This window comes from Cupriavidus nantongensis, assembly GCF_001598055.1.
GTDB classification, from domain to species: Bacteria; Pseudomonadota; Gammaproteobacteria; order Burkholderiales; family Burkholderiaceae; genus Cupriavidus; species Cupriavidus nantongensis.
In genome coordinates, this window is sequence record NZ_CP014845.1 from 36,637 (window position 1) to 61,210 (window position 24,574).

22 protein-coding genes are annotated in these 24,574 nt (G+C 69.2%); 18 read left to right on the forward strand and 4 right to left on the reverse strand.

The window, feature by feature from the left end; genetic code table 11:
* The first annotated feature begins 7 nt into the window (after window positions 1–7).
* The 7 genes from A2G96_RS21565 to A2G96_RS21595 all read left to right on the forward strand — a co-directional run bounded on the left by A2G96_RS21565 (window position 8) and on the right by A2G96_RS21595 (window position 9,689).
* Entirely contained in the window at window positions 8–1,078 is a 1,071-nt protein-coding gene (locus A2G96_RS21565) for a type II secretion system F family protein (protein ID WP_062802288.1), read from the forward strand.
* Between the two features lie 8 nt (window positions 1,079–1,086).
* Window positions 1,087–1,920: a tetratricopeptide repeat protein gene (locus A2G96_RS21570; protein WP_062802289.1), complete on the forward strand. Its 834-nt coding sequence runs from the start codon at window positions 1,087–1,089 to the stop codon at window positions 1,918–1,920.
* Complete coding sequence (locus tag A2G96_RS21575; RefSeq protein ID WP_062802290.1) at window positions 1,917–2,276, forward strand: DUF3613 domain-containing protein; 360 nt, start codon at window positions 1,917–1,919, stop codon at window positions 2,274–2,276. Before A2G96_RS21570 ends, A2G96_RS21575 begins: the two co-directional genes overlap by 4 nt.
* Window positions 2,273–3,961 carry a TadG family pilus assembly protein gene (locus tag A2G96_RS21580; RefSeq protein ID WP_062802291.1) on the forward strand — a complete coding sequence of 563 codons (1,689 nt, stop codon included), beginning with the start codon at window positions 2,273–2,275 and terminating at the stop codon, window positions 3,959–3,961. The genes A2G96_RS21575 and A2G96_RS21580 overlap by 4 nt, the downstream gene beginning before the upstream one ends.
* 38 nt (window positions 3,962–3,999) lie before the next feature.
* Complete coding sequence (locus tag A2G96_RS21585; protein WP_062802292.1) at window positions 4,000–5,364, forward strand: sigma 54-interacting transcriptional regulator; 1,365 nt, start codon at window positions 4,000–4,002, stop codon at window positions 5,362–5,364.
* Window positions 5,365–5,481: 117 nt separating this feature from the next.
* Window positions 5,482–6,630, forward strand: coding sequence for an exonuclease SbcCD subunit D (locus A2G96_RS21590; RefSeq protein ID WP_062802293.1), 1,149 nt, complete (start codon window positions 5,482–5,484; stop codon window positions 6,628–6,630).
* Complete coding sequence (locus tag A2G96_RS21595; RefSeq protein ID WP_062802294.1) at window positions 6,627–9,689, forward strand: AAA family ATPase; 3,063 nt, start codon at window positions 6,627–6,629, stop codon at window positions 9,687–9,689. The genes A2G96_RS21590 and A2G96_RS21595 overlap by 4 nt, the downstream gene beginning before the upstream one ends.
* Before the next feature lie 11 nt (window positions 9,690–9,700).
* Here the strand turns inward: A2G96_RS21595 and A2G96_RS21600 are convergent, their stop codons facing one another.
* Entirely contained in the window at window positions 9,701–9,916 is a 216-nt protein-coding gene (locus tag A2G96_RS21600; protein ID WP_062804083.1) for a hypothetical protein, read from the reverse strand.
* A 523-nt stretch (window positions 9,917–10,439) separates the two neighbouring features.
* On the opposite strand from A2G96_RS21600, the gene A2G96_RS21605 reads away from it, so the two are divergent.
* The 8 genes from A2G96_RS21605 to A2G96_RS21640 all read left to right on the forward strand — a co-directional run bounded on the left by A2G96_RS21605 (window position 10,440) and on the right by A2G96_RS21640 (window position 17,277).
* Window positions 10,440–11,102 carry a 3-oxoacid CoA-transferase subunit A gene (locus tag A2G96_RS21605; protein WP_092316195.1) on the forward strand — a complete coding sequence of 221 codons (663 nt, stop codon included), beginning with the start codon at window positions 10,440–10,442 and terminating at the stop codon, window positions 11,100–11,102.
* A 22-nt stretch (window positions 11,103–11,124) separates the two neighbouring features.
* On the forward strand, window positions 11,125–11,763 hold the full coding sequence (locus A2G96_RS21610; protein WP_018004753.1) for a CoA transferase subunit B: 639 nt from the start codon (window positions 11,125–11,127) through the stop codon (window positions 11,761–11,763).
* Window positions 11,764–11,805: 42 nt separating this feature from the next.
* A complete protein-coding gene (pcaF, locus tag A2G96_RS21615; RefSeq protein WP_062802296.1) occupies window positions 11,806–13,008 on the forward strand; it encodes a 3-oxoadipyl-CoA thiolase in 1,203 nt (400 codons plus the stop codon).
* 262 nt (window positions 13,009–13,270) lie between these two features.
* Window positions 13,271–14,002: an SDR family NAD(P)-dependent oxidoreductase gene (locus tag A2G96_RS21620; protein WP_062802297.1), complete on the forward strand. Its 732-nt coding sequence runs from the start codon at window positions 13,271–13,273 to the stop codon at window positions 14,000–14,002.
* A gap of 197 nt (window positions 14,003–14,199) precedes the next feature.
* The gene (locus A2G96_RS21625; RefSeq protein ID WP_062802298.1) at window positions 14,200–15,207 is read left to right on the forward strand and encodes a Bug family tripartite tricarboxylate transporter substrate binding protein; all 1,008 of its coding nucleotides are present in this window, start codon (window positions 14,200–14,202) and stop codon (window positions 15,205–15,207) included.
* A 262-nt stretch (window positions 15,208–15,469) separates the two neighbouring features.
* A complete protein-coding gene (locus A2G96_RS21630; protein WP_062804084.1) occupies window positions 15,470–16,138 on the forward strand; it encodes a CsgG/HfaB family protein in 669 nt (222 codons plus the stop codon).
* Between the two features lie 42 nt (window positions 16,139–16,180).
* On the forward strand, window positions 16,181–16,624 hold the full coding sequence (locus A2G96_RS21635; RefSeq protein WP_062802299.1) for a DUF4810 domain-containing protein: 444 nt from the start codon (window positions 16,181–16,183) through the stop codon (window positions 16,622–16,624).
* Window positions 16,621–17,277 carry a DUF799 domain-containing protein gene (locus A2G96_RS21640; protein ID WP_062802300.1) on the forward strand — a complete coding sequence of 219 codons (657 nt, stop codon included), beginning with the start codon at window positions 16,621–16,623 and terminating at the stop codon, window positions 17,275–17,277. The genes A2G96_RS21635 and A2G96_RS21640 overlap by 4 nt, the downstream gene beginning before the upstream one ends.
* 34 nt (window positions 17,278–17,311) lie before the next feature.
* Here A2G96_RS21640 and A2G96_RS21645 read toward each other — a convergent pair whose 3' ends face one another.
* Window positions 17,312–18,358: a phytoene/squalene synthase family protein gene (locus tag A2G96_RS21645; RefSeq protein ID WP_062802301.1), complete on the reverse strand. Its 1,047-nt coding sequence runs from the start codon at window positions 18,356–18,358 to the stop codon at window positions 17,312–17,314.
* 347 nt (window positions 18,359–18,705) lie between these two features.
* Here A2G96_RS21645 and A2G96_RS21650 point away from each other — a divergent pair, with 347 nt between their 5' ends.
* Window positions 18,706–19,632 carry a LysR family transcriptional regulator gene (locus tag A2G96_RS21650; protein ID WP_062802302.1) on the forward strand — a complete coding sequence of 309 codons (927 nt, stop codon included), beginning with the start codon at window positions 18,706–18,708 and terminating at the stop codon, window positions 19,630–19,632.
* 3 nt (window positions 19,633–19,635) lie between these two features.
* Here A2G96_RS21650 and A2G96_RS21655 read toward each other — a convergent pair whose 3' ends face one another.
* On the reverse strand, window positions 19,636–21,219 hold the full coding sequence (locus A2G96_RS21655; RefSeq protein ID WP_062802303.1) for an aldehyde dehydrogenase (NADP(+)): 1,584 nt from the start codon (window positions 21,217–21,219) through the stop codon (window positions 19,636–19,638).
* A 254-nt stretch (window positions 21,220–21,473) separates the two neighbouring features.
* On the reverse strand, window positions 21,474–22,406 hold the full coding sequence (locus A2G96_RS21660) for a dihydrodipicolinate synthase family protein (protein ID WP_062802304.1): 933 nt from the start codon (window positions 22,404–22,406) through the stop codon (window positions 21,474–21,476).
* A 114-nt stretch (window positions 22,407–22,520) separates the two neighbouring features.
* Between A2G96_RS21660 and A2G96_RS21665 the strand changes: the two genes are divergently transcribed.
* Both A2G96_RS21665 and A2G96_RS21670 read left to right on the forward strand, forming a co-directional pair.
* Window positions 22,521–23,477, forward strand: a complete 957-nt coding sequence (locus tag A2G96_RS21665) for a LysR family transcriptional regulator (RefSeq protein ID WP_062802305.1) — start codon at window positions 22,521–22,523, stop codon at window positions 23,475–23,477.
* Between the two features lie 108 nt (window positions 23,478–23,585).
* The gene (locus tag A2G96_RS21670; protein WP_062802306.1) at window positions 23,586–24,566 is read left to right on the forward strand and encodes a Bug family tripartite tricarboxylate transporter substrate binding protein; all 981 of its coding nucleotides are present in this window, start codon (window positions 23,586–23,588) and stop codon (window positions 24,564–24,566) included.
* Window positions 24,567–24,574: the final 8 nt, after the last annotated feature.

Below are 24,574 nucleotides of genomic sequence, written 5' to 3' on the forward strand. Positions count from 1 at the left end.
CGCCCCCATGGACCGCCTGACGCTGATCTCGCTGAGCCTGCTGGTCGCCGCATGCGGCGTCGGCGTACTGGCGCTGCCGCTGCTGCGCGACTGGCGCCAGCGCCGGCTGTCGGCCCGCACCATCGACGCCGCGCTGGCGCGCCAGCAGCGCGCGACGGAAGTCGCCCAGGCTGCCCAGGCCGCGCCGGCTGCCGCGCCGCGTGCGCAGGGCATGCCCGGCGTCCCGGGTACCGCGGCTGCGCGCCCCGCGGCCAATGCCGCGGCCACCGCGGCAACGTCCGGTGTCGCCACCGCGCTCGGCGCTCAGCTGGGTGCGCGCGTCGGCGAGCGCTTCGACGTCCACTGGCTGGAGTCGCGCCTCGGTCGCGCGGTGGTGACGCCGGAAGACCAGCAGCTGCTCGAGCAATGCGGCTGGTATGGCCTGCAGGCGCGCGTGGTGTTCGGCGTGCTGCGCCTCGGCCTGCCGCTGGCCTTGTCGGTGCTGGCGATGCTGTGGCATCTCGGCGCCAGTGCCTTCATGGTGGTGGCATGGGGCTTCGGCACCTTCGCCGTGGCCTACCTGGCGCCCAAGTGGTATCTGCGCCGCCGCGCCGCTGAGCGCCTGCGCCTGGTCGACGACGAGCTGCCGGTGCTGATCGACATGCTGCGGCTGCTGCAGGGCGTTGGCTTGTCGATCGACCAGAGCCTGCAGGTGATCGTGGCCGAGTTCGGCAGCATGCTGCGCGTGCTGGGACCGGAGCTGGCGCGCGCCAACCAGCAGTTCGCGTCGGGCCGCTCGCGAGAGCAGACCCTGCTGCGCATCGGCCGGCTGTTCGACAGCGAAGACCTGAAAAGCCTGATCACGCTGCTGACGCAGGTCGACAAGCATGGCGGCGCGGTGCAGGAGCCGCTGCGCCAGTTCGGGCTGCGCATGCAGGAGGCGCGCAAGTCGCGCATGAAGGACGAGATCGGCCGCCTCACGGTCAAGATGACCGCGGTGATGGTGGTCAGCCTGTTGCCGGTGCTGCTGATCCTGACCGCGGGCCCCGGCTTTCTCGGGGTGATCCGCATGCTGGCAAACATGGGAGGAACGCGATGAGGGGTTTCATGGCGCGCCCGGCCGCGGCGGCGTGTGTACTGATGGCCGTGCTGTCCGGCTGCGCCGCGGGCAACAACGCCGCCACGGCCATGCACGATCAGGCCGAGGCCCAGGTGGAACTGGCCAGGCTGCGCGACAAGACCGCGCGCGCGGAATACAGCGAGCAGGCGGTCTACCTGGGCCTGATCCGCAAGATGCAGCAGGACGGGCTGTACTTCGCCTCGCTCGCGCATATCGAGGTCTATGTGCAGCGCTTCGGCACCGGCCCGGAGATCCAGGTAATGCGCGCCGATGCGCTGCGCGAAACCGGACAGGACCAGGCCGCGATCGAGGCCTACCAGGCGCTGGCCGCGACCGCCAAGGGCGCGGAAGCCGCGCATGCGCACCACGGCCTTGGCCTGCTGGCCGGGCGCCAGGACGACTTTGCGCGCGCGGTCACGGAATTGCGCGCGGCCGCCGCGCTGGACCCGGTCAACGCGCGCATCGCCAGCGACCTGGGCTACGCGCTGATGCGCGCCGGCGCGCTGCAGGACGCGCGCGTGCCGGTGATGCAGGCGCTCGAGCTGGACGCGCGCAACCCGCGCGTGATCAGCAATGCCGTGGTGTGGCTGATGGCCGATGGCAAGCGCGCCCAGGCCAACGCCATGATGCAGAAGGCCGCATTGCCCGAACCCACGCGCAGCGCGATCCGCAAGGAAGCCGACCGCATCGCCCGCGCCGCCGCCGCGCGCGACCGCGGTGCGACGCGCCAGGGCCAGCCCAAGCCAGTCTCCGCGCCCGCCGCCGTGGCGGTCGTGGCCAAGCCAATCGCCATCGCCGCGCAAGCCGGCGCCACACCATGACAGCCAATCTTCTTGTTCCGATCCGAAAGCGCGCCGCATGCGTGGCGCTGTGCCTGTGGACACTGGCCCCGCTGGCCTACGCGCAGGACGACGCCGCGCCGACCGAAGCCGCCGGCATGCCCACCGCGCGGCCCGCGCAGCGCGAGATCGGCGCCGACACCCGCACGATCCTGGCGATCCAGCGCGAGGGCACGCAGGCCGGGCCGATGCTGCCGATGCACGGCGAACAGGCCGCGCTGGGCTACGAGCGTTACCTGAACAGCTTCCGCTTCGCGCTGCCCGAGTTCTACACCGGCCAGGCCAACGCCAGCACCACGCGCGCCGGCTCGGCCGGGCAGATGCTGGGCGGAAAATGAGCCTGCGCCAGCCGCCGGTGCCCCGCACCCGTCGCTCCGCACGCGGCGCCGTCAGCGTGATGGCGGCGGTGCTGATCGCCACCGTCGCGATCGCCGCGCTGGTGTCGATCGACGTCGGCCATGTGTTCATGCGTCAGCGGCAGCTGCAGAACACGGTGGACCTGGCGGCGATGTCGGCGGCGCAGCAGCTCAAGCGGGCGGATAGTCCAGCCAACCTCAATGCCGCGGTGCTGGGAACGGTCAGCAATATCGGCGCGAAGAACGGCTATCCGTCGGGCATTGCCTTGGGCTGTGCGCAGGCTGCCGGGGGTGGCGCGGATGCGATGACGGCCTGCGTCGGCGTGTGGGATCCGGCGACCGCCGGACCCAGGCATTTCAATGCCGTGTACAACGCGGCCACGGTTTCGCCCAATGCCGTGCGCGTGCAGGCCACGCAGACCGTGCCGATCCTGTTCGTATTCAAGGGCGGCAGCGGCAGGCAGTTGTTTGCGGAGTCGATTGCCAGCGGCAGCCCGCCGGTGGCCGCGTTTTCGCTGGGCACCGGTTTGCTGGACGTCTCGACCGCCAACAGCATGCTGAGCGTGCTGCTGGGCAATGCGGTGAACCTGTCGTTGGCGGACTGGCAAGGGCTGGTCAATGCCACGGTGACGCTGGACCAGCTGCGGCTCGAGGCGGACGTCGGCACCGTGGAACAACTGCTGAATGCGTCGCTGAACCTGCGCGATTTCTATGCGCTGGTGCTCGGCGCGGCCGGGCGCGACACGCTGCTCAACACCATGCTGGGCAGCCCGCCCACCACACTGGGCGCGAGCGGGGCGGCCGCGACGGTGTCGCTGGCAAGGCTGCTCGACCTCGGCCTGATGGCGCCCGCGGCATCGTCGGCGGTCGAAGTGGGCCTGAATGTCGCGCAGTTGCTGCTCGCGGGCGCGCAGGTCGCGCGCGGCGACACCGCGGTCGCGTTGCCGCTGAACATACCGAAGCTACCGTTTGGCCTGGGCGGCATTAGCGCCAACCTGCGCGTGATCGAGCCGCCGGTCACGGCAGCTGGTCCGGCACGGCAGCTTTCCAGCAAGCCCGATACCTGGCAGACCAGCGCCACCTCCGCGCAAGTCAGGCTGACGCTGGCGCTCCAGATCAAGGCCGACATCCTGAAGCCGGTTATCGACGCCAATCTGAACGTGCCGCTGTTTCTTGATGTGGCCAACGCCACGGCCGACCTTACCCGGCTGCAATGCGCGGCCAATCCCGCGGACCGCCGGGCCACGATGCAGGTGAAGAGCGGCCTGGCCACGGCGTGTCTGACCGAGGGCTGCACGGGCGGCGACGTGGTGCTCGGGAAGGCTGAGGTAATCGGGATCGGCCTCGCTGACGTGGTCGCCACCGACGTACCGCGCTACGGCAATACGGCTGGCCAGGAAATTACCCTCGCCCCCGGCGAGCATGCGCAGGTGGGTATGGCGGATCCGTTCGGCGGATTGTTTTCGCAGGCGCTGTCGCTGAAGGTACGGACGAAATTGCTGGGGGTTCTCAGCTTGCCCCTGGATCTGGGCCCGGTGCTGGCGCCGTTGGGGGCTACGCTCGATGGGCTGGTTCCGCCGCTGCTCAACAGCCTGGGCATCCAGCTGGGCAACAGCGACCTCTGGCTCCACAGCATCGATTGCAACAACGCTGAACTGGTGTACTGAGCCATGATCGCGCCAAACCGCCTGATGGCAGAAACAGAATGAAGACAGACCGCTGGGCCTACGAAAACCTTGAAGTCTACGTGTGGGAAGGCAAGTACGAGATTGCCGACCGCGTCACGCGTTTCCTGGCGCCGCTGGGCGTGGACGTGATCCGCGCCGGCGCGCTCGAGGCCTTGCCGGCCGAGCCGCGCCTGAAGCCGTGCATCGCGGTGATCAGCGTGTCGGTGATCGGCGCCGCGCGTTTCTCGCTCGACTGGGAGGCCGCGCATGGCATGCCGGTGATCTGGGTGGCGGGGCCGGGGCGCGAGACCGATCCTGGGCGCTTTCCGCCCGAGTACGCGCATATCCTGGCCGACGACTTTACCGGCGCCGACCTGCGCAGCCAGATCGGCAAGCTGCTGCCGCAGCTGCTTGCGACCGAGGCAACCGGCGAGCGCGAGGCCGACCTGGTGGCCGGCTCGCCGGCGATGCGCCAGCTGCTGCAGCATGTGGAAACTTTTGCCGACTTCGGCAGCAATGTGATGCTGTACGGCGAAACCGGCGCGGGCAAGGAGCGCATCGCGCGCCTGTTCCATGAGCGCAACAGCACCTACGGCAAGGGCCCGTTCGTCGCGGTCAACTGCGGCGCGATTCCCGACGGGCTGTTCGAGTCGCAGTTCTTCGGCCATGCCAAGGGCGCGTTTACCGGGGCATCGTTCGCGCATCGCGGCTACTTCGAGCAGGCCAACGGCGGCACGCTGTTTCTCGACGAGATCGGCGACCTGCCGCTGTTCCAGCAGGTCAAGCTGCTGCGCGTGCTGGAAGAGAACGTGATCACCCGGCTGGGCTCGACGCTGGCGGTCAAGCTGGATTTCCGGCTGGTCGCGGCGACCAACAAGGACCTGCGCGATGCGGTGCGGCAGGGCCGCTTTCGCGCCGACCTGTTCTTCCGCCTGGCGGTGATCGAGATGCGCATCCCCAGCCTGGAAGAGCGTGGCCCGGCCGACAAGGTGGCGCTGCTGCAGTCGTTCCTGCGCCATATGCTGGGCGCCTCCGGCTATGACGCCTTGCCGCCGATGCCGGACTGGCTCAAGGGCGCGGTCGGCACCGCCTACTTCACCGGCAACGTGCGCGAGCTGCGCAACCTGGCCGAGCGCGTCGGCATCACCGTGCAACAGACCGGGCATTGGGACGAGGAGCGTATCCGGCCGCTGTTCCGCGCGCTGCATCCCGGTGCCTTCGATGGCGGCGAGCGCACCGACCTGCGCGGGGACATGGAAGAACGCCGCCGCATCCTGGCCGCGCTCGACGCCAACGGCTGGCGGCGGCAGGACACGGCGGCCAGCCTGGGCATCAGCCGCAAGGTGCTGTGGGAAAAAATGCGCAAGTACCAGATCGCCGACAGCGAGGCCGAGCCGGTCTGAGCGCCGGCAGCGCCACCGTGGTCTGCGCATCGCCCGCTTTTACGCGCGCCGCGCCATGGCTGGCCTGCCGCGACGCATTATGATGCGGGTTTCGCCGATATTTCAACGGACCCCGGATTGCGTTTCCTTCACACCGCCGACTGGCATCTCGGCCGCCTCTTCCATGCGCGCAGCCTGCTGGAAGACCAGGCCCACCTTCTCGACCAGTTTGTCGAACTGGTCCGCGCCGAGCGCCCGGATGCGGTGCTGATCGCCGGCGACGTCTATGACCGCGCCGTGCCGCCGCCCGAGGCGGTGGCCTTGCTCGACGACGTGCTCGGCCGCATCGTGGTCGATGCCGGCGTGCCGGTGGTGATGATCGCGGGCAACCACGACAGCGCGCAGCGGCTGGAATTCGGCGCGCGCCTGATGCGCGCGCAGGGCCTGCACGTGGCTGGTCGCACATTGCCCGAGGCCAGTTGCGTGAGCCTGCACGATGCGCACGGTGAAGTCCGCGTCTATGCGCTGCCGTATGCCGAACCCGCCGTGGTGCGCGATGCGATCGGTACGGACATGCCGTCGCACGAAGCCGCGTTGCGCGCTCAGCTCGATGCCATCCGCGCGGTCCATCCGCCGGGCGTGCGCGCGGTGGTGGTGGGCCATGCCTTCGTGGTGGGCGGCGCGGCCAGCGAATCGGAGCGGCCGCTGTCGGTGGGCGGCAGTGGCGCCGTGGCCGCGGAGCTGTTCGCCGGCTTCGACCTGGTCGCGCTGGGCCACCTGCACCGGCCGCAGACGCTGGGCGGCGGACGCATCCACTATGCGGGCTCGCTGCTGACATACTCGCTGTCGGAATGCGCGCACCAGAAGTCGGTATCGCGCATCGAGCTGGACGCGGACGGCGCCGTCGCCATCACGCCGCTGACGCTGCAACCGCTGCGCGACGTACGCGTGCTCGAGGGCGAGCTGGCACAGTTGCTGGCCGCCGGTGCCGAGGATCCGCAGCGCGACGACTATATCCACGCGCGCCTGACCGATACCGGCGCGCTGCTGGACCCGATGGCGCGGCTGCGCCAGGTCTATCCCAACGCGCTTGCGATCGAACGCACCGTGCTGGCGCGCAGCGGCATGGCATCGGAGGCGGGGCGCAGGCTGCGGCAGCTGGGCACCGGCGAGCTGTTCGCCAGTTTCTTCCGCGAAGTCGCCGATGCCGAGCTGGACCCGGACCAGCGTGCCGCGCTCGACCAGGTGCTGGCCGGCATTGCCGCGGCGGAACGGGAGTCGGCATGAGACCGCTGCATCTGACGCTGCAGGCGTTCGGCCCCTTTGCCGCGACCGAGGAGATCGATTTCACGCGGCTGGGCGAGCAGGCCTTCGTGCTGATCCATGGCCCCACCGGCGCGGGCAAGACCACGCTGCTCGATGCCATCTGCTTCGCGCTGTACGGCGACACCTCCGGCGGCGAGCGCAGCGCGCAGGCGATGCGCAGCGCCAATGCGGCCGCGGGCTTGCGCACCGAGGTCACGCTGACCTTCAGCCTGGGCGCGCAGCGCTGGCGCGTGGTGCGCTCTCCGGTGCAAGAGCGCCCGAAGCAGCGCGGCGAGGGTTGGGTCACCGAGCCGGCCCGGGCGCAGCTGGACCTGCACGACGGCAACGGCTGGGTCAGCAAGGCCAGCCAGCCGGGCAAGGTCAGCGATGCCGTGCGCGTGCTGCTGGGTTTCGACAGCGCGCAGTTCCGCCAGGTCATCGTGCTGCCGCAGGGGCGCTTTCGCGAACTGCTGACCGCCAGCTCGCAGGCGCGGCAGGCGATCCTGGAACGGCTGTTCCGCACCGAGCTGTACCGGCGCGTGGAAGAGCTGCTGAAGACCGAGGCCGCCGGCATCCGGCGCGACGCCGAGCGCATCACGATCCAGCGCGACGAAGCGTTGCGGCAGGCCGGCGTCGAATCGGCACAAGCGCTGGCGGACGGCATCGCGGCCATGCAGGCCGAGTTGCAGGCGCTGCAAGGCCAGGAACAAGGCGCACGCGCCGCGCAAGCCGCCGCGCAGGCCGCGCTTGCGGCCGGCGATCAGGTGGCGGCGCGCTTGCTGGAGCGCCAGCAGGCGCAGGCCGCCCATGCCGCGCTGCTGGCGCGGCAGCCCGCCATCGATGACCAGCGCGGCCGCCTTCAGGCGGCGCAGCGCGCCGCGCGCGTGATGCCGGCGGTGCAGGCCGCGCAGGCGGCACAGCGCGATCACGCCGCCGGCGCCGCGGCATTGGGGCAGGCGACCGAACACGCCGCGCGCGCTGGCCAACGGGCCACGCAGGCCGCCGCGGCCTTGCAGGCGCAGGTGCAGCAGGCGGACGTACGTCAAGCCGCGCAGCGCCGCGTGACGCAACTGGAAGCGATGCTGCCGCGCGCGCAGCGGCTGGGGGCGTTGCAGCGTGCCTTGCAAGAGGCCGAAGCCAGGCAGTCCACTGCCGCCACCGCACGCGAGCGCGCCTTGGCGCAGGTCGAGACATGCCGCGCCGCCGCCGTGACCGCGGAATCGGCACTGGGACAGGCACAGCTTGCCGCAGCGCAGGCACAGGCCACTGCCTTGCAGCTGGCCGCGCTGCAGGACCGCGCGCGGCAATTCGAAAGATACCGGCAGGCGGCGCGCGCGCTGGATGCCGCGAACACGCAGGCCGCGGGCCACGCGCAAGCCGAACAGCGGGCGCTGCATCAGCGCGACCGCTGCCGCACCGCGCTGGCCGAAGCCGAAGCCGCATGGCGCGCCGGGCAGGCCGCGCGCCTGGCGCAGACGCTGGCGTCAGGCGATGCCTGCCCGGTCTGCGGCAGCACCGCGCATCCCGAGCCGGCCCGGCACGTAGCGCAGCCGCTGTCGGACCTGGCGCTGGAGGCCGCGCGCCAGGCGCTGCTGGAAGCGGAGGCCGATGCCGTGCGCTGTGCCGGCCAGCACCAAGCCGCGCAGCTGGCGATCGCACAGGCGCGCGAGCGGCTGGAAGAACTGGCCGCGGCACTGGGCGATGCGAGCGAGGCAGCGGCCGCCGGCGTCGCCGCTGACATCGAAGCGCAGCAAGCGGCGCTGGCGCAGCAGCGGCAGGCATCGGCAAGCCTGGCGCAGCGCGAAGCCGCGATCGCAGCCTCGCGCACGGCGCGCGACAGCGCCGAAGCCGCGCACCGCGCTGCCGTCGCCGCCGCCGATGCCGCCGCGCAGGCACTGGCGCATTGCCGCGGCGAATGGCAGGCCGAGAGCGCGCAGGTCCCCGAGGACTCGCGCGATCCGGTGGCGCTGGGCGAGGCACTGCGCCAGGCGCAGGCTGCGTTGGTCGAACTGGAGCAGGCGCTGGCCGCGGCGCAGGTGGCAGAGCGCCAGGCCGCAGCGGAAGATGCCGGTGCGCAGGCGGTGGTGGTGTCGGCACGGCAGTCTCACGCGCGGATCACTGAACGCTTAGGCGACGCCGAAGCGGCATTGGCTCAGGCCCTCGCGCAGCACGGCTTTGCCGATGCCCGAGCGCACGCCGACGCTCGTCTGGACGATGGCGCGATGCAAGCGCTCGACGCCACGCTGCGTACGTTCGATAGCCAACTGGCCGCTGCCGCCGACCGCCGCGAACGCGCGGAAGCCGCCGCGCAAGCGCTCGAAGCGCCCGACCTGGACGCGCTGCGCGCGGCGCTGGCGGCTTCGGCGGCGATGGTGGAAGCGCTGGTGCGGCAGCAGGCCGAACGCGGCCGTTCCCGCGATGCGCTGCTGCAATGCCAGCAGCGGCTGCAGCAGCTGGACCAGGCAGGCCGCGACATCGAAGCGCGCTTTGCCGTGCTGGGCCGGCTGTCTGAAGTGGCCAATGGCAACAACCCGCGCCGCATGACGTTCCAGCGCTTCGTGCTAGCCACGCTGCTCGACGAGGTGCTGGAAGCCGCGTCCATACGCCTGCTGGCGATGAGCCGCGGCCGCTATGTGCTGCAGCGCGTGCGCGAGCAGGCCGACCAGCGCAGCGCCGGCGGGCTCGATATCGAAGTGTTCGACCACGACACTGGCGCGGCGCGCCCGGCCAATACGCTGTCGGGCGGTGAAGGTTTCCTGGCGTCGTTGTCGCTGGCGCTGGGCCTGGCCGATGTGGTGCAGTCGCGCGCGGGCGGGATGCAGCTCGACACGCTGTTCGTCGACGAAGGCTTCGGTACGCTCGATCCTGAAAGCCTGGACTTCGCGCTGCGCACGTTGCTGGACCTGCAGCAGGCCGGACGACTGGTCGGGATCATCTCGCACGTGACTGAGCTGCGCGAGCGCATCGACGTGCGGCTCGAAGTACGTCCTGGTACGGGTGGCAGCCGCGTGCTGCTGACCGGTGTGCCGGTGGCAGCCTAGGCGGGGTAGGGTCAGGCGACGACGGCCTGGCGGCAGCGGATCGCCATCACCTGCGCCTCGAACGCGCGGGCGGCCGACCGGGCCAGGCGAGCGCGGCGCGACAGCGCCGGCGTGGAAGTCTGGGGGGTCTGAAGGTCCAATGCCCAGGCACAGCGGGTGACATGCAGGATGCGCGCGAGCGCTGCTGCATGGGGCGTGGAAGAAAACGGGACGTTGGCGGTGGCCATGATGACGGGCTCCTCGTTCTTGTGTGTTGCCAGGCGAGGCCGGCTCAGCCGGGTGGTCCGGAGGCTGCTGTGCGGCGCTGCCTTGTTCTGATTCAACGATAGGCCCGGCCCGCGTCGCGCCATATCCCGCGCGAGCCGATTGTGATGTCGGCTCTGTCCTACACGCGGGGTGTCGGCATCACCTTGCGCGCTGATCGCACAATCTGGTTTGCCGACCGCCCGGTCGGCTTGACCGTCGGCGACGCCGGGGTGTAACCTGTTCATTCTGCGAATTCAAGTTCGTATATCGAACATTTCGGCGCGAGCCCGATTTTTCCGGTCTCTCCGAGGTTCGAGCGACGAGTGCCTGGTCCACTGCGACCAATGCAGAGCACGCGCAGACTGTTGGACTCGTTCACCGGGCAGCCCACGCCGCCCGCCGCAATGAACATCCTTCCGGCAGGACTACCGGAGACCGTCTTTCATGCGCCGCGGCTTGCGGCCCGCTCCGGTAGCCTGGTGGATCTTCCGACCTGGAACGCAAGTGATCAACAAGCTATACGACTCGGTGGAAGCGGCGGTGGCCGGCATCCACGACGGCGCCACCATCCTGACCGGCGGCTTTGGCCTGGCAGGCATGCCCGCGGAACTGATCGACGCGCTGATCGCGCAGGGCGCGCGCGACCTTACCATCGTCAACAACAACGCCGGCAACGGCGACACCGGTCTGGCCGCGCTGCTGAAGACCAAGCGCGTGCGCAAGATCATCTGCTCGTTCCCGCGCCAGGCGGATTCCTACGTGTTCGATTCGCTCTACCACGCCGGCGAGATCGAGCTGGAGCTGGTGCCGCAGGGCAACCTGGCCGAGCGTATCCGCGCCGCCGGCGCCGGCATCGGCGGCTTCTTCACCCGCACCGCCTACGGCACGCCGCTGGCCGAGGGCAAGGAAACCCGCATCATCGACGGCCAGGGCTATGTGTTCGAAACCCCGATCCACGCCGACTTTGCGCTGATCAAGGCCGACACCGCCGACCGCTGGGGCAACCTGACCTACCGCAAGACCGCCCGCAACTTCGGCCCGATCATGGCGATGGCCGCCAAATGCGCGATCGTGCAGGTCAGCCGCGTGGTCGAGCTGGGCGAGATGGATCCCGAGCATATCGTCACGCCGGGCCTGTTCGTCAAGCGTGTCGTCAAGGTCGCCTGAGCGCGAATACAGGAGAAACAGCATGCAACGCCTGACCCGCGATCAGATGGCCGCCCGCGTGGCCAAAGACATTCCCGACGGTGCCGTGGTCAACCTCGGCATCGGCCTGCCCACCCTGGTCGGCAACCACCTGCCGGCCGACAAGGAAATCCTGCTGCACAGCGAGAACGGCCTGCTCGGCATGGGCCCCGCGCCCGCGCCGGGTGAAGAAGACGGCGACCTGATCAACGCCGGCAAGCAGCCGGTGACGATCAAGCCGGGCGGCTCGTACTTCCACCATGCCGATTCGTTCGCGATGATGCGTGGCGGCCATCTCGACTTCTGCGTGCTGGGCGCGTTCCAGGTGTCGCAGCAGGGCGACCTGGCCAACTGGCACACCGGCGCACCGGGCGCCATTCCCGCCGTGGGTGGCGCGATGGACCTGGCGATCGGCGCCAAGCAGGTGTTCGTGATGATGGAGCACCTGACCAAGCAGGGCGAAAGCAAGATCGTGCCGAAGTGCACCTATCCGCTGACCGGCATCGGCTGCGTGACGCGCATCTACACTGACCTGGCCACGCTCGACGTCACCGCCGACGGCCTGGTCGCGCGCGACCTGGTCGAGGGCCTGAGCTTTGACGAACTGCAGCGCCTGACCGGCGTGCCCCTGAAGCAGGCCTGAGCGCCGGCATCGATATCCATCACAAAGAGAGAGAGACGCACCATGACCGAAGCCTTTATCTGCGACGCCATCCGCACCCCCATCGGCCGCTACGGCGGCAGCCTGTCCGCGGTGCGCGCGGACGACCTCGGCGCGGTGCCGCTGAAGGCGCTGATGGCCCGCAACGCCAACGTCGACTGGAAGGCCATCGACGACGTGATCTACGGCAACGCCAACCAGGCCGGCGAGGACAACCGCAACGTGGCGCGCATGTCGTCGCTGCTGGCGGGCCTGCCGCAGGACGTGCCGGGCGCCACCATCAACCGCCTGTGCGGCTCGGGCATGGACGCCACGGGCACCGCCGCGCGCGCGATCAAGGCCGGCGAGGCCCACCTGATGATCGCCGGCGGCGTGGAAAGCATGAGCCGCGCCCCGTTCGTGATGGGCAAGGCCACCAGCGCGTTCTCGCGCGATGCGCAGATCTTCGACACCACCATCGGCTGGCGCTTTATCAACCCGGCCATGCGCGCCGCCTACGGCGTGGACTCGATGCCCGAGACCGCCGAGAACGTCGCCACCGACTACAAGATCAGCCGCGAAGACCAGGACCTGATGGCGCTGCGCAGCCAGGAAAAGGCCTCGCGCGCACAGGCCGACGGCACGCTGGCACAGGAAATCACCGCGGTCACGATCCCGCAGAAGAAGGGCGATGCCATCGTGGTCGAGCGCGACGAACACCCGCGCGCCACCAGCATGGAAGCACTGGCCAAGCTGCGCGGCGTGGTCCGTGCTGACGGCACCGTCACCGCCGGCAACGCCTCGGGCGTGAACGACGGCGCCTGCGCGCTGCTGCTGGCAAGCGAAGCCGGCATCAAGCAGCACGGCCTGACCCCGCGCGCGCGCATCGTCGGCATGGCCACCGCCGGCGTGGCGCCGCGCGTGATGGGCATCGGCCCGGCACCGGCAACGCAGAAGCTGCTCAAGCAACTGGGCATGACGCTGGACCAGATCGACGTGATCGAGCTGAACGAAGCCTTCGCCGCGCAAGGCCTGGCGGTGCTGCGCGAACTCGGCGTGGCCGACGACGACCAGCGCGTCAACCCGAATGGCGGCGCGATCGCGCTGGGCCACCCGCTCGGCATGAGCGGCGCGCGCCTGGTCACCACCGCGATGTACCAGCTGCACCGCACCGGTGGCCGCTTCGCGCTGTGCACGATGTGCATCGGCGTGGGGCAGGGCATTGCGATGGTGATCGAGCGCGTTTAAGCGCGTGCGGGCGATCGCATGATCTCCCGCTTGTTTGCTCCCCTCTCCCGCTTGCGGGAGAGGGGCCGGGGGTGAGGGCAGGCGCGTGCCTCGCGACAAGCGGTGTAAGGCCGCGATGCTCCGGCCCTCACCCCAACCCTCTCCCGCAAGCGGGAGAGGGAGCCGGCCAGCGGTAGTTGTCAGGGCCACGCCCTGATTCACGCATCGTTTTTTCGTATTTGCATGTCCCGGCCGCGCATCGCGTGCCGGTGTGGAGTCAAAGATGTCCCTCCCCGTAGCCACCCTCGTCACCGGCGGCAGTTCCGGCATCGGCCGCGCCATCTGTGAAATGCTGCTGGCCGATGGCGTGACCCAGGTGGTCAATGTCGACTATGCCGAGCCGGCGTGGTCGCACCCCAACCTGAGCTTCTTCCAGGCCGACCTGACCGATGCCGAGGCCACCCGCGCCGTGGCCGCGCAGGTGACGTCGCGCTTCGCCGTCACGCGCCTGGTCAACAACGCCGGCGCCACGCGCCCCGGCACCGCCGACACCGCCACCGTCGCCGACCTGGACTACGTGACCGGGCTGCACCTGCAGGCCACCCTGCTGCTGACGCAGGCGTGCCTGCCGGCGATGCGCGCTGCGGGCTTCGGCCGCATCGTCAACATGGCGTCGCGCGCGGCGCTGGGCAAGGCCGAGCGCGTGGTGTACTCCGCCACCAAGGCCGGCCTGATCGGGATGACCCGCACGCTGGCGATGGAACTGGGCGGCGATGGCGTGACCGTCAACGCCGTGGCGCCGGGGCCGATCGCCACCGAGCTGTTCCGCAAGAGCAATCCGGAAGGCGCCGAACAGACCAAACGCATCCTCGCCAGCATCACGGTCAAGCGCATGGGCACGCCCGAGGACGTGGCACGTGCCGCGCTGTTCTTCCTGTCGCCCGACAACGGCTTCGTCACCGGCCAGGTGCTGTACGTTTGCGGCGGCACCACGCTGGGCGTTGCGCCGGTGTAAAGACCGGCCGGCCTGCGCGACTCAAGCATTCAACAAGAAGAGACGTTAACCAAGCGTCACGCATGGCGGCCCGTGAGCGGGCCGCCAAACCGGAGCGCGCGTGTGCGCGCTCCGTTGGGGAACGGCAATCACGCCATTCAGCACAACCTCCCGCGGTCCGATCACCGCCGGAACGACATAGCACCGGAGCATTACCGATGAGACAAGATTCCCAGACCTCCACCACGCGCCGCCGCCTGCTTGCGGCCGGCGTGGCGCTGGCCACCACCCTCGCCGGCTTTGCCGGCGCTGCCCATGCACAGGGCGGCTATCCGACCAAGCCGATCACGCTGATCGTGCCGTTCTCGGCCGGCGGCACCACCGACATCCTGGCCCGCATCGTCGGCCTGCAGCTGGGCAAGGCGCTCGGCCAGCCGGTGGTGATCGACAACCGTCCGGGCGCGGGCGGCAACATCGGCGCCTCGCTGGCCGCCAAGGCCCCGGGCGACGGCTACACGCTGTTCATGGGCACCATCGGCACGCATGCCATCAACCAGTCGCTGTACTCCAAGCTGCCGTACGACCCGGTCAAGGACTTCGCGCCGATCACGCGCGTGGCGATGGTGCCGAACCTGGTGGTGGCCAACCCCAAGGTGCCGGTCAACAACATCAAGGAGCTGATCGCCTACGTCAAGGCCAACCCGGACAAGCTGTCGTACGGCTCGTCGGGCAGCGGCTCGTCGATGCACCTGTCGGGCGAGCTGTTCAACTCGATGACCGGCCTGCATATCCAGCACATCCCGTACAAGGGCAGCGCCCCGGCCGTCAACGACCTGCTGGGCAACCAGATCGGCCTGATGTTCGACAACATGCCGTCGTCGTACCCGCACGTGAAGGCAGGCAAGCTGCGCGCGCTGGCGGTGACCTCGGCCAAGCGCTCGCCGGCGCTGCCCAACGTGCCGACCGTGGCCGAATCGGGCGTGCCCGGCTATGAAGCCACCTCGTGGTTCGCGCTGTACGCCACCGGCGGCACGCCGCAGGCCATCGTCGACCGCCTCAACGCCGAAGTGGTCAAGATCCTGGCCATGCCGGACGTGAAGAAGCAGATGGCCGACCAGGGCGCCGAACCCAACCCCGAAAAGCCGGCCCAGCTGGCCGCGTTCATGAAGTCGGAAACGGCCAAGTGGGCGAAGGTGGTGAAGGCTTCGGGGGCGACGGTGGACTAAGCTTCCGCCACGCTCTTGCTGTCCGCAGTATCGAACCGGCCCGTTGGGCCGGTTTTTTTTATCTTCGCCAGGCGCGGCTAAGGATCCGCCAGGATCTGCCGTAAGACAGGACTGCGGTCCGTGTACCCGCCGCGCCAGCCGGTTGATCCAGATTGACTTTCCCTCGCAGGACACGGTGTAGCATGGCGCGCCCCGGGCCGCCGTGCCGTGCCTGGAACATGGCACCAGTCCAATCACAACAGGGAGAAATCAAGTGAAGATCGTGAAATCGTGCTGCCTGATCGGCGCGGCCGCCGCGCTGCTGCTGGCAGGCTGCGCCACCGAGACCTCGACCGCCTTGCCGGTGCAGAAGGTCGAAAGCGCCAGCCGCCCATACCAAGGCGTGCGCACGCCGATCGCCGTCGGCAAGTTCGACAACCGCTCCAACTACATGCGCGGCGTGTTCTCGGACGGCATCGACCGCCTGAGCGGGCAGGCCAAGACCAGCCTGGTGACCCATCTGCAGCAGACCAACCGCTTCAATGTGCTGGAGCGCGAGAACCTGGAAGAAATCAAGCGCGAGGCGGCGATCAAGAACCAGGCGCAGCGCCTCAAGGGCGCCGACTATGTGGTGACCGGCGATATCACCGAGTTCGGCCGCAAGGAAGTCGGCGACGTGCAGCTGTTCGGCATCCTCGGCCGCGGCCGCGAGCAGGTGGCCTATGCCAAGGTCAATCTCAACATCGTCAATATCAGCACCTCGGAAGTCGTGTATGCCACGCAAGGCGCGGGCGAATACAAGTTGTCGAACCGCGAGGTGATCGGGTTTGGCGGCACGGCCAGCTACGACTCGACACTCAACGGCAAGGTCATGGACCTGGCCATGCGCGAGGCCGTGAACAACCTGGTCAGCGCCATCGAAACGGGCGCCTGGAAGCCGGCCCAGCAATAAGCGTCCGGTCCAGACGCTACGTCCAACGCAACGAGAACAACAATGATGAAACCGGTCATGCTGCAACGCGCAGCATTATTGTCGGCCGCCGGCAGCCTGCTGCTCGCCGGATGCGCCGCGCCAAAATCCATGTACCAGTGGGAGGGCTACCAGGCCCAGGTTTACGAATATTTCAAAGGCGAATCCAAGGAGGCGCAGATCACCGCGCTGGAAAGCGGGCTGCAGAAGATCCAGGCGCAGAGCGGGTCGGTGCCGCCGGGCTATCACGCGCAGCTTGGCTTGCTGTACCTGAACATCGGCAAGGGCGACCAGATGATCAAGGAATTCCAGACCGAGAAGACGCTGTTTCCGGAATCGGCGCCTTATATGGATTTCCTGCTCAGGAACATGAAGAGCGATACCCGCACCGAGATCAAGACCGGCGCCGTCGCGGGCAAGGACGCCGCCACCGCCAGTACCGCCAGCACCGCAGGGAGCCCCCAATGATGCGCCGACTTCTTACCTATCTGGCAGGCGTGGCCATCGTCATGCTGTTCGCTGGCTGTGCCGTGCCGACCAAGCAGGTGGATTACGCCGCCTTCAAGGCCAGCCGGCCGCGTTCGATCGTGGTATTGCCGCCGCAGAATACGTCGCCTGACATCAAGGCCACTTACGCGATGCTGTCGCAAGCCACCTTCCCGCTGGCGGAATCGGGCTACTACGTGCTGCCCGTGGCCGTGGTCGATGAAACCTTCCGCCAGAACGGGCTGACGATTCCGGACGAGATCCATGCCGTGCCGGTGGCCAAGCTGCATGAGATCTTTGGCGCGGACGCGGCGCTGTACGTCACCGTGACCGATTATGGCTCGCGCTACCAGATCCTCAGCAGCGTGACCCGGGTCGCGGCCAACGCCAAGCTGGTCGACCTGAAGAACGGCGACGTACTGTGGTCCGGTACCGCGGTGGCTGCCACCGACAGCTCCAGCAGTGGCGGGGGGCTGATCGGCATGCTGATCAGTGCCGCCATCACGCAGGCGATGAACCATTCGATGGACGCCAGCTACGCCGTGGCGGGCAGCACCAGCTACCGGCTGCTGGCAGCGGGCCAACCCGGCGGCATCCTGTACGGGCCGCGCTCGCCGAAATACCAGTCGGACTGAGTTGTCTGATCCAGGCGGCACAACACGTGCCGCCTTAGCCGATGATGGCGGCGATATCGCGCTTCTGGCGAGCAAACCAGAGGCGCAACAGCCGGTTCGACAGCACCGCCGGCAGCGAGCCCGCCAGGATCCGGTAGACCCCGCTGCGGGGCAGCCGCGACGCCGTGGCGGGATCGAGCCAGTGGTCATTGCGCACCAGGCGCTTCAGCGTCTCCATGCCGATCAGCACCGGCCACAGGCAGGCCAGCCGCAGCCTGACGAAGCGCGCCGGGATCGCCAGCGTATAGGCCAGGGCCTGTTCGAAATGTTCGAGCGTGAAGCGCACCAGCTCGAACATCAGCGGGCGCGCTCGCCCAGAGGCGTCCGGGCGCAGCAGCTCTTGTGGGCGCAAACCTTCGCGCTCCAGCATCGCCGCCGGCAAGTAGCAGCGCCCGATGCGCAAATCCTTGCCGCAATCGCGCAGCACATTGGTCATCTGCAGCGCCTTGCCGAAGCGGACGCCTCGGCCCAGCATGGTTTCGACGTCGCCAATCGTGCCGGGCATGTGGGCCGCCGCCATGCGCGTCCAGAACTCGCCCACGCAGCCGGCAACCAGGTAGGTGTAATGGTCGAGCGCCTGCGCATCGCGCAGCGCGCCAATGCGGCCGGCATGCTCGTCGGGGAAGGTGCGCAGGTCGAACTCCATGCCTTCGGTCAGCGTCGAGACAATCTGCCGCACGGCTTGCTGGTCGGATGCATCCAGTTGCGACAGCACCGCCAGCGCGGGCCCCAGCGATTCCAGCAGTACGCGCTCATCCGACTGTTCCTGCCGGGCCGCCACCTCCATGGCGATGCTGTCGACCAGCGTGGCGTCCGCCGACGCACCGTTGACCCGGTCGCGCAACGACAGCAGCAATTCCAGCCGCCTTGGCGGCGGAATCAGCGAGGTATCGGCAATCGTATCGGCGGCACGCGCCAGCAGATAAGCCAGCCCGACCGGATCGCGCATGCCGGCGGGCAGCACGCGCAGCGTCAGATAGAACGAACGCGAGACGCCTTTGAGCAGCGGACCGAGGAGGTAAGCCCGGCTGGGATTGCCCATGGCTGGTGTCCTGTTCGTGGAAGGGGTTTGCGGAATGACGGCGGCCTGGCGGGCCAGGGTGCGGGGTACGCGGCATTGTACCTTTGTCGGGCAGTTCAAATCGGGCGCGATATTGCTGGTCGCCAGTAGCGCCAGGGCGCTGGGGTACGAGGAAAATTGAACCCTGTGGGGACTCCCTGTGGGAACGGATTTGTGCAGCGGGCTGCTGCACAATTGGCGCGGCTTCAGGCACACGAATGTCAGGCCTGGGAGCACCGGAACAGCCAGCTTGACCAACCCGCCTCAAGCGAGAAGAATTCGTCATCGCGGCGCACCCATTGCGCCCATGTCGTTCCCTGTCCCCTCCCATGATCCCACCCGTCAGCACCCTCCACGGCCGCCTCAAGATGCAGCACCTGCGCCTGCTGCTCGCCGTGGAAGAGCGCGGCTCGCTGCGCCAGGCCGCGGAAGCGCTGACGCTGACGCAGCCCGCGGTCAGCAAGATGCTGCAGGACATGGAAGACCTGCTCGGCGTGCCGCTGTTCGAGCGCCATGCGCGCGGGCTGCGGCCGACGCGCTTCGGGCTGGCGGCGACGCGCTACGCGCGGCTGGTGTTTGCCGATATGGGCGGCCTGCGCGACGAACTGGTGGCGCTGGAATCGGGCAAGATCGGGCGCGTGCGTGTCGGCGCGGTGATGGCGCCGACGCCGGGGCTGCTTGCCGACGTGATCCGGCAACTGAACCGCGATCATCCGCGGCTGGAGGTGGCGGTGCATGTCGAGACCAGCGACGTGCTGATGCCGCAGCTCGAGCGCGACCAGCTCGACCTGGTGCTGGGCCGGGTGCCGGATGGCTGGGACAGCAGCGGGCTGGAGTTCGAGCAGCTGGGCGACGAGGGTCTGGCGATCGTGGTCGGGCCGCAGCATCCGCTGGCGCGGCGGCGCAAGCTGTCGTTCGCCGAGCTGACCCGCTACCCGTGGATCATGCAGCCGCGCCCGAGCCCGATGCGCGCGCTGATCGACCGCTCGTTCGAGGATGCCGGTGTGCCGGCGCCGCCGTCGACCATCGAGACCGCGGCGGTGCTGATGACCACCTCGTTGCTGGCGGACAGCGAGCTGATCGCGGTGTTGCCGGAGTCGGTGGCGGCCTACTATGGCCGGCTGGGCGCGCTGGCGGTGTTGCCCTTGCCGCTGCCGCGCAAGCTCGGGCCGTATGGCATCGTCACGCGGCGCGGCCGCCCGCCGACCGCATCGATGAGCCTGCTGATCGATGCGTTGCGGGCGCGGTCGCGCTAAGGCTCAAGCGGCGGTGCCGGGCAGCTTGCCGTCGACGCGCCAGTGGTGCCGCTGCGGGCTGTCCGGGCGCAGCGAAGCGGGCAGCAGCCCGGCCGGCATGTCCTGGTAGCTGACGGGGCGCATGAAGCGTGCAATCGCCAGGCTGCCGACCGAAGTGCTGCGGCCGTCGGAGGTGGCCGGCCACGGCCCGCCATGCACCATCGCATGGCCGACTTCCACGCCGGTGCCGAAGCCGTTGACCAGGATGCGTCCCGCCAGCCGTTCCAGCGCGGGCAGCAACGGGCGGGCGGCATCGTGGTCGGCGTCGTCGAGATGTAGCGCGGCGGTCAGCTGGCCCTCCAGCGTATCGATGATGCCGCGTACTTCGGCGAGGTCGCGGCAGCGCACTACCAGCGCGGCGGCGCCGAAGACTTCATGGCGCAGCGCGGGGTCGGCAAGGAAGGCTGCGCCGTCGGTGGCGAACAGCGCGGCTTGTCCCTGCGTGGCCGATCCTGCCGGGCCGCGCGCGACGGTCTGTACACGGGCGTGCCCGGCGAGCGACTCGACGCCGGTGCAATAGGCGCGATGGATTCCGGGAGTCAGCATCGTCGCCGCGGGCAGCGTGGCCAGCCGTGCCGAGGCCGCCTGCAGGAAGCGGTCGAGGTCGTCCCCTGCAACCGCCAGCACCAGCCCGGGGTTGGTGCAGAACTGCCCCGCGCCCAGCGTCAGCGAATCGGCGAAGGCGGTGCCGATCGCTTCGGCGCGGCTGGCCAGCGCATGCGGGAACAGCAGCACAGGGTTGACGCTGCTCATCTCGGCAAACACGGGGATGGGCTCCGGCCGCGCCGCGGCCAGCGCCATCAGCGCCATGCCGCCCGCGCGCGAGCCGGTGAAGCCCACCGCCTTGATGCGCGGATCGCGCACCAGTCCCTGGCCGATTTCCAGGCCGGCGTCGAACAGCAGCGAGAACGTGCCTTCGGGCAGGTCCATGCCGGCCACGGCCTGCTGGATGGCGCGGCCGACCAGCTCCGACGTGCCGGGATGCGCCGGATGCGCCTTGACGATGACGGGGCAGCCGGCGGCCAGCGCCGACGCGGTGTCGCCGCCGGCGACCGAGAATGCCAGCGGGAAATTGCTGGCGCCGAACACCGCCACCGGGCCCAGCGGGATATGGCGCAGGCGCAGGTCCGGGCGCGGCAGCGGCTTGCGTTCGGGCTGGGCCGGATCCACGCGCAGCTCAAGGAAATCGCCCTGGCGCAGCAGGTTCGCGAACAGCCGCAGCTGGCCCACGGTGCGGCCGCGCTCGCCTTCGATGCGCGCGCGCGGCAGGCCGGATTCGACCACGCAGCGGTCGACCAGCGCATCGCCTAGCGCGAGGATGTTGGTGGCGATGGCTTCAAGGAAATCGGCGCGGCGCTCGGGGGCGGTCTCGCGGTAGGTGTCGAACGCCTGCCAGGCAAGGGCGCAGGCGTGGTCGAGCTGCTGGGGCGTGGCGCCGCCGAAGGCGGGTTCCAGTTGGATGCCGGTGGCGGCGTCGGTGGCGTGGAGGGAGCCGTGGGTGCCGCGTAGTGATTGGCGGCCGATCAGGAGGTTGCCGGTGAGGGTCATGGTGGGTTTGGGAAGAAGTTGGCAGGCGTGCGTTCAGAACGGGAAGGGGGCTGGCGTGCGCCGTGACTTCGTGGAGGCTCCGGCCCTCTCCCCAACCCTCTCCCGCAAGCGGGAGAGGGAGCACGCAATCGAGCGTTTTAGGGACAGTGGTGGTTTCGTGTGCTGGCGGTTTGCTCCCCTCTCCCGCTTGCGGGAGAGGGGCGGGGGAGAGGGCCAGCGCCTCTCGATGCGAGGCCCCGGCATGACCGAACCCCTCACCGCCCCCACCGCAACACCATCGGATCCAGCCGCCGCGCGATCCGCAGCAGCCCTTCGCGCGTGGCCGGGTGCATCGGCTGCAGCGGGTGGCGTACCGCGTCCGACGCGATCACGCCGCCTTCCTGCATCAGCACCTTGCTGGTGGCCAGCCAGCCCTGGCGGTTCTCGTAGTTGATCAGCGGCAGCCATTGCTGGTAGCGCTGCGCGGCCAGCTCCGCGTCGCCGGCCTGCCAGGCGTCGAGGATCTGGCGGATGCCGTCGGGAAAGCCCGCGCCGGTCATGGCGCCGGTGGCGCCCGCTTCCAGGTCGGCCATCAGCGTGATCGCCTCTTCGCCGTCCCACGGGCCGACGATGGCGTCGCCACCCAGCTCGATCAGCTCGCGCAGCTTGGCCGCGGCCTGCGGCACCTCGATCTTGAAGTACGACACATTGCCGATCTCGCGCGCCATGCGCGCCAGGAACGGCGCGCTCAGCGTGGTGCCGCTGACCGGTGCGTCCTGGATCATGATGGGGATGTCGATCGCGTCCGAGACCGTGGCGAAGAATTCATAGATGCTGCGCTCGGGCATGCGGATGGTGGCACCGTGGTAGGGCGGCATCACCATCACCATGGCCGCGCCCGCGTCCTGCGCCGCGCGGCTGCGCTCGGCGCACAGGCGTGAGCTGAAATGCGTGGTGGTGACGATCACCGGCACGCGGCCGTCGACGTGTTCCAGCACGGTCTTCATCAGCACGTTGCGCTCGTCGTCGCTCAGCACGAACTGTTCGGAGAAATTGGCCAGGATGCACAGGCCGTGCGAGCCGGCATCGATCATGAAGTCGATGCAGCGGAGCTGGCCGTCCAGGTCGAGACCGCCGTGCGCGTCGAAGATGGTCGGTGCCACCGGGAATACGCCGCGGTAGACGGTGGGGGTTGGGCTGCGGGTCATGGTCTGTCTCCGAGGCTGTCGATCAAAGGGTCGGGCCAATATACGAGCCGCCCGGCGGGCTGTATATTGAAACCTTTCCATCTGGTGATCGCTTTTGCGACTCGCTGACCTGTCATGAAATCCACCCTCGAGACCGTCATGGGCCGCTTGCGCGTCAAGCAGCTGCAACTGCTGATCGCGCTGGACGAACACGCCTCGCTGCACCAGGCGGCCGGGGCCATGGCGATGACCCAGTCCGCGGCCAGCAAGTCGCTGCAGGAGCTGGAAAGCATGCTGGAGGCCCCGTTGTTCGAGCGCTCGCGGCGCGGGATGCGGCCCAACGCCTTCGGCCACTGCGTGATCCGGCATGCGCGCCAGCTGGTGGCGGACCTGGGCGCGATGTGCGACGAGGTCGCCGGCATCCGTGCCGGCAGCGGCGGACGCGTCGCGGTCGGCACCATCATGGGCGCGGTGCCTGATGTGCTGGTACCGGCGCTGGCGCAGTTGCGCCAGGCACACCCGGAGCTGGCGCTGGAAGTGATCGAGGACACCAGCCGCCGCCTGCTGGAACTGCTCGATGACGGCCACCTCGACCTGGTGATCGGCCGCTCGCTGGTCAGCGACGAGCCGGCCCGCTACCACTACCACGCGCTTGGCGACGAGCAGGTGGCGGTGGTGGTGGGGCGTTCGCATCCTGCGCCGCGCGCGGCTGCGATGGGCTTTGCCGAACTCGCGGGCTATCGCTGGATCACGTATGCCGGCCATATGCCGATGCATGCGCTGCTGCAACGCGAACTGGACCTGGCGGGCATGAGCTTTCCGGCCAATGCGGTGTCGACCTCGTCGGCGTTCGTCACGGTGGCGATGCTGCAGGGCGATCCCGGGCTGGTGTCGCTGCTGCCGGCGGGCGTGGCCGCCATGTTCGTGCGCCAGAAGATGCTGCGCATCCTGCCGGTGCGGCTGCAGTCGCGCCAGCAGACCTTCGGCATCGTCACGCGGCGCGGCGGCGGCCTGTCGGCGGCGGCGCGGCAACTGGTCGCTATCCTGAAAGCGGGTCCGCGCGACTCCGCTACGGCGGGCGCCAAGGTATAACCCCAGGTGATCGCCAGTTCAAAAAACATCAGTAGTAGCGAATCACTGATGCTCCTATAGTCTGGCCATCCGCGCCGCAGAGCCGGACAGCAAACGACGGAGACAGCAATGAAGACATGGATCGCCGGCGCACTTGCCGGCCTTGCCACGATGGCCGCCGTGACCGGAGCAACGACGGGCACGGCCATGGCCCAGGACACGCGGCCGGTGCGGCTGATGGTGGGCGCCGCGCCGGGCGGCGGTACCGACGTGATGGCGCGTATCGTCTCCGACAAGCTCGCCGCGCAGCTGAAGCAGCCGGTGGTGGTGGACAACCGCCCCGGCGCGTCCAACACCATTGCCGCGGACATCACCGCCAAGGCGCCGGCGGACGGCAATACGCTGCTGATGGGCGTGGTCACCTCGCAGGCGATCGCGCCGCACCTGCTCAAGCTGCAGTTCGACCCGCTCAAGGACCTGGCGCCGGTGGCGCTGGTATCGACCGTGCCCAACGTGCTGGTGGTCAACAGCCAGGTCACGGCGCGCGACGTCAAGGCGCTGGTGGCGCAGATCCAGGCCAGTCCGGACAAGTTCCGCTACAGCTCGTCGGGGGTCGGCAGCACCCAGCACCTGGCCGGCGCGGCGTTTGCGCGCCAGATCAAGGGCAAGCTGCTGCATGTGCCGTACAAGAGCAGCAGCAGCGCGCTGGTGGACCTGATGGGCGGGCAGGTCGACCTTAGCTTCGAGACCATGCCGTCGGTCATCGGCCATATCAAGGCCGGCAAGCTGCGCGCTCTGGCCGTGACCGCCGACCAGCGCTCGGCGCTGCTGCCCAACGTGCCCACGCTGGCCGAAGCCGGCGTGCCCGGCATCCAGATGAGCGCGTGGTACGGTGTCTATGCCCCGGCCGGCACGCCGCCGGCGACGCTGCAGAAACTGGGCGGCGCGCTCGCCACGGTGATCAAGGACCCCGACACCGTGCGCCGGCTGGCCGACGTGGGCGCGGTGCCCGGCGCGATGACTGCGGCGCAGTTCGATGCGTTCTCGCGCGCCGAATACGTGCGCTACGGCAAGCTGATCGCCGAACTGGGCGTCAAGCTCGACCAATAACCTCTACG

Bases quoted from the DNA above. Each gene is read 5' to 3' on its own strand.
- A2G96_RS21565 (WP_062802288.1), top strand. From the start codon at position 8: ATGGACCGCCTGACGCTGATCTCGCTGAGCCTGCTGGTCGCCGCATGC.
- A2G96_RS21570 (WP_062802289.1), top strand. From the start codon at position 1,087: ATGGCGCGCCCGGCCGCGGCGGCGTGTGTACTGATGGCCGTGCTGTCC.
- A2G96_RS21575 (WP_062802290.1), top strand. From the start codon at position 1,917: ATGACAGCCAATCTTCTTGTTCCGATCCGAAAGCGCGCCGCATGCGTG.
- A2G96_RS21580 (WP_062802291.1), top strand. From the start codon at position 2,273: ATGAGCCTGCGCCAGCCGCCGGTGCCCCGCACCCGTCGCTCCGCACGC.
- A2G96_RS21585 (WP_062802292.1), top strand. From the start codon at position 4,000: ATGAAGACAGACCGCTGGGCCTACGAAAACCTTGAAGTCTACGTGTGG.
- A2G96_RS21595 (WP_062802294.1), top strand. From the start codon at position 6,627: ATGAGACCGCTGCATCTGACGCTGCAGGCGTTCGGCCCCTTTGCCGCG.
- A2G96_RS21600 (WP_062804083.1), bottom strand. From the start codon at position 9,916: ATGGCCACCGCCAACGTCCCGTTTTCTTCCACGCCCCATGCAGCAGCG.
- A2G96_RS21610 (WP_018004753.1), top strand. From the start codon at position 11,125: ATGCAACGCCTGACCCGCGATCAGATGGCCGCCCGCGTGGCCAAAGAC.
- pcaF (WP_062802296.1), top strand. From the start codon at position 11,806: ATGACCGAAGCCTTTATCTGCGACGCCATCCGCACCCCCATCGGCCGC.
- A2G96_RS21620 (WP_062802297.1), top strand. From the start codon at position 13,271: ATGTCCCTCCCCGTAGCCACCCTCGTCACCGGCGGCAGTTCCGGCATC.
- A2G96_RS21625 (WP_062802298.1), top strand. From the start codon at position 14,200: ATGAGACAAGATTCCCAGACCTCCACCACGCGCCGCCGCCTGCTTGCG.
- A2G96_RS21635 (WP_062802299.1), top strand. From the start codon at position 16,181: ATGATGAAACCGGTCATGCTGCAACGCGCAGCATTATTGTCGGCCGCC.
- A2G96_RS21640 (WP_062802300.1), top strand. From the start codon at position 16,621: ATGATGCGCCGACTTCTTACCTATCTGGCAGGCGTGGCCATCGTCATG.
- A2G96_RS21645 (WP_062802301.1), bottom strand. From the start codon at position 18,358: ATGGGCAATCCCAGCCGGGCTTACCTCCTCGGTCCGCTGCTCAAAGGC.
- A2G96_RS21650 (WP_062802302.1), top strand. From the start codon at position 18,706: ATGATCCCACCCGTCAGCACCCTCCACGGCCGCCTCAAGATGCAGCAC.
- A2G96_RS21655 (WP_062802303.1), bottom strand. From the start codon at position 21,219: ATGACCCTCACCGGCAACCTCCTGATCGGCCGCCAATCACTACGCGGC.
- A2G96_RS21660 (WP_062802304.1), bottom strand. From the start codon at position 22,406: ATGACCCGCAGCCCAACCCCCACCGTCTACCGCGGCGTATTCCCGGTG.
- A2G96_RS21665 (WP_062802305.1), top strand. From the start codon at position 22,521: ATGAAATCCACCCTCGAGACCGTCATGGGCCGCTTGCGCGTCAAGCAG.
- A2G96_RS21670 (WP_062802306.1), top strand. From the start codon at position 23,586: ATGAAGACATGGATCGCCGGCGCACTTGCCGGCCTTGCCACGATGGCC.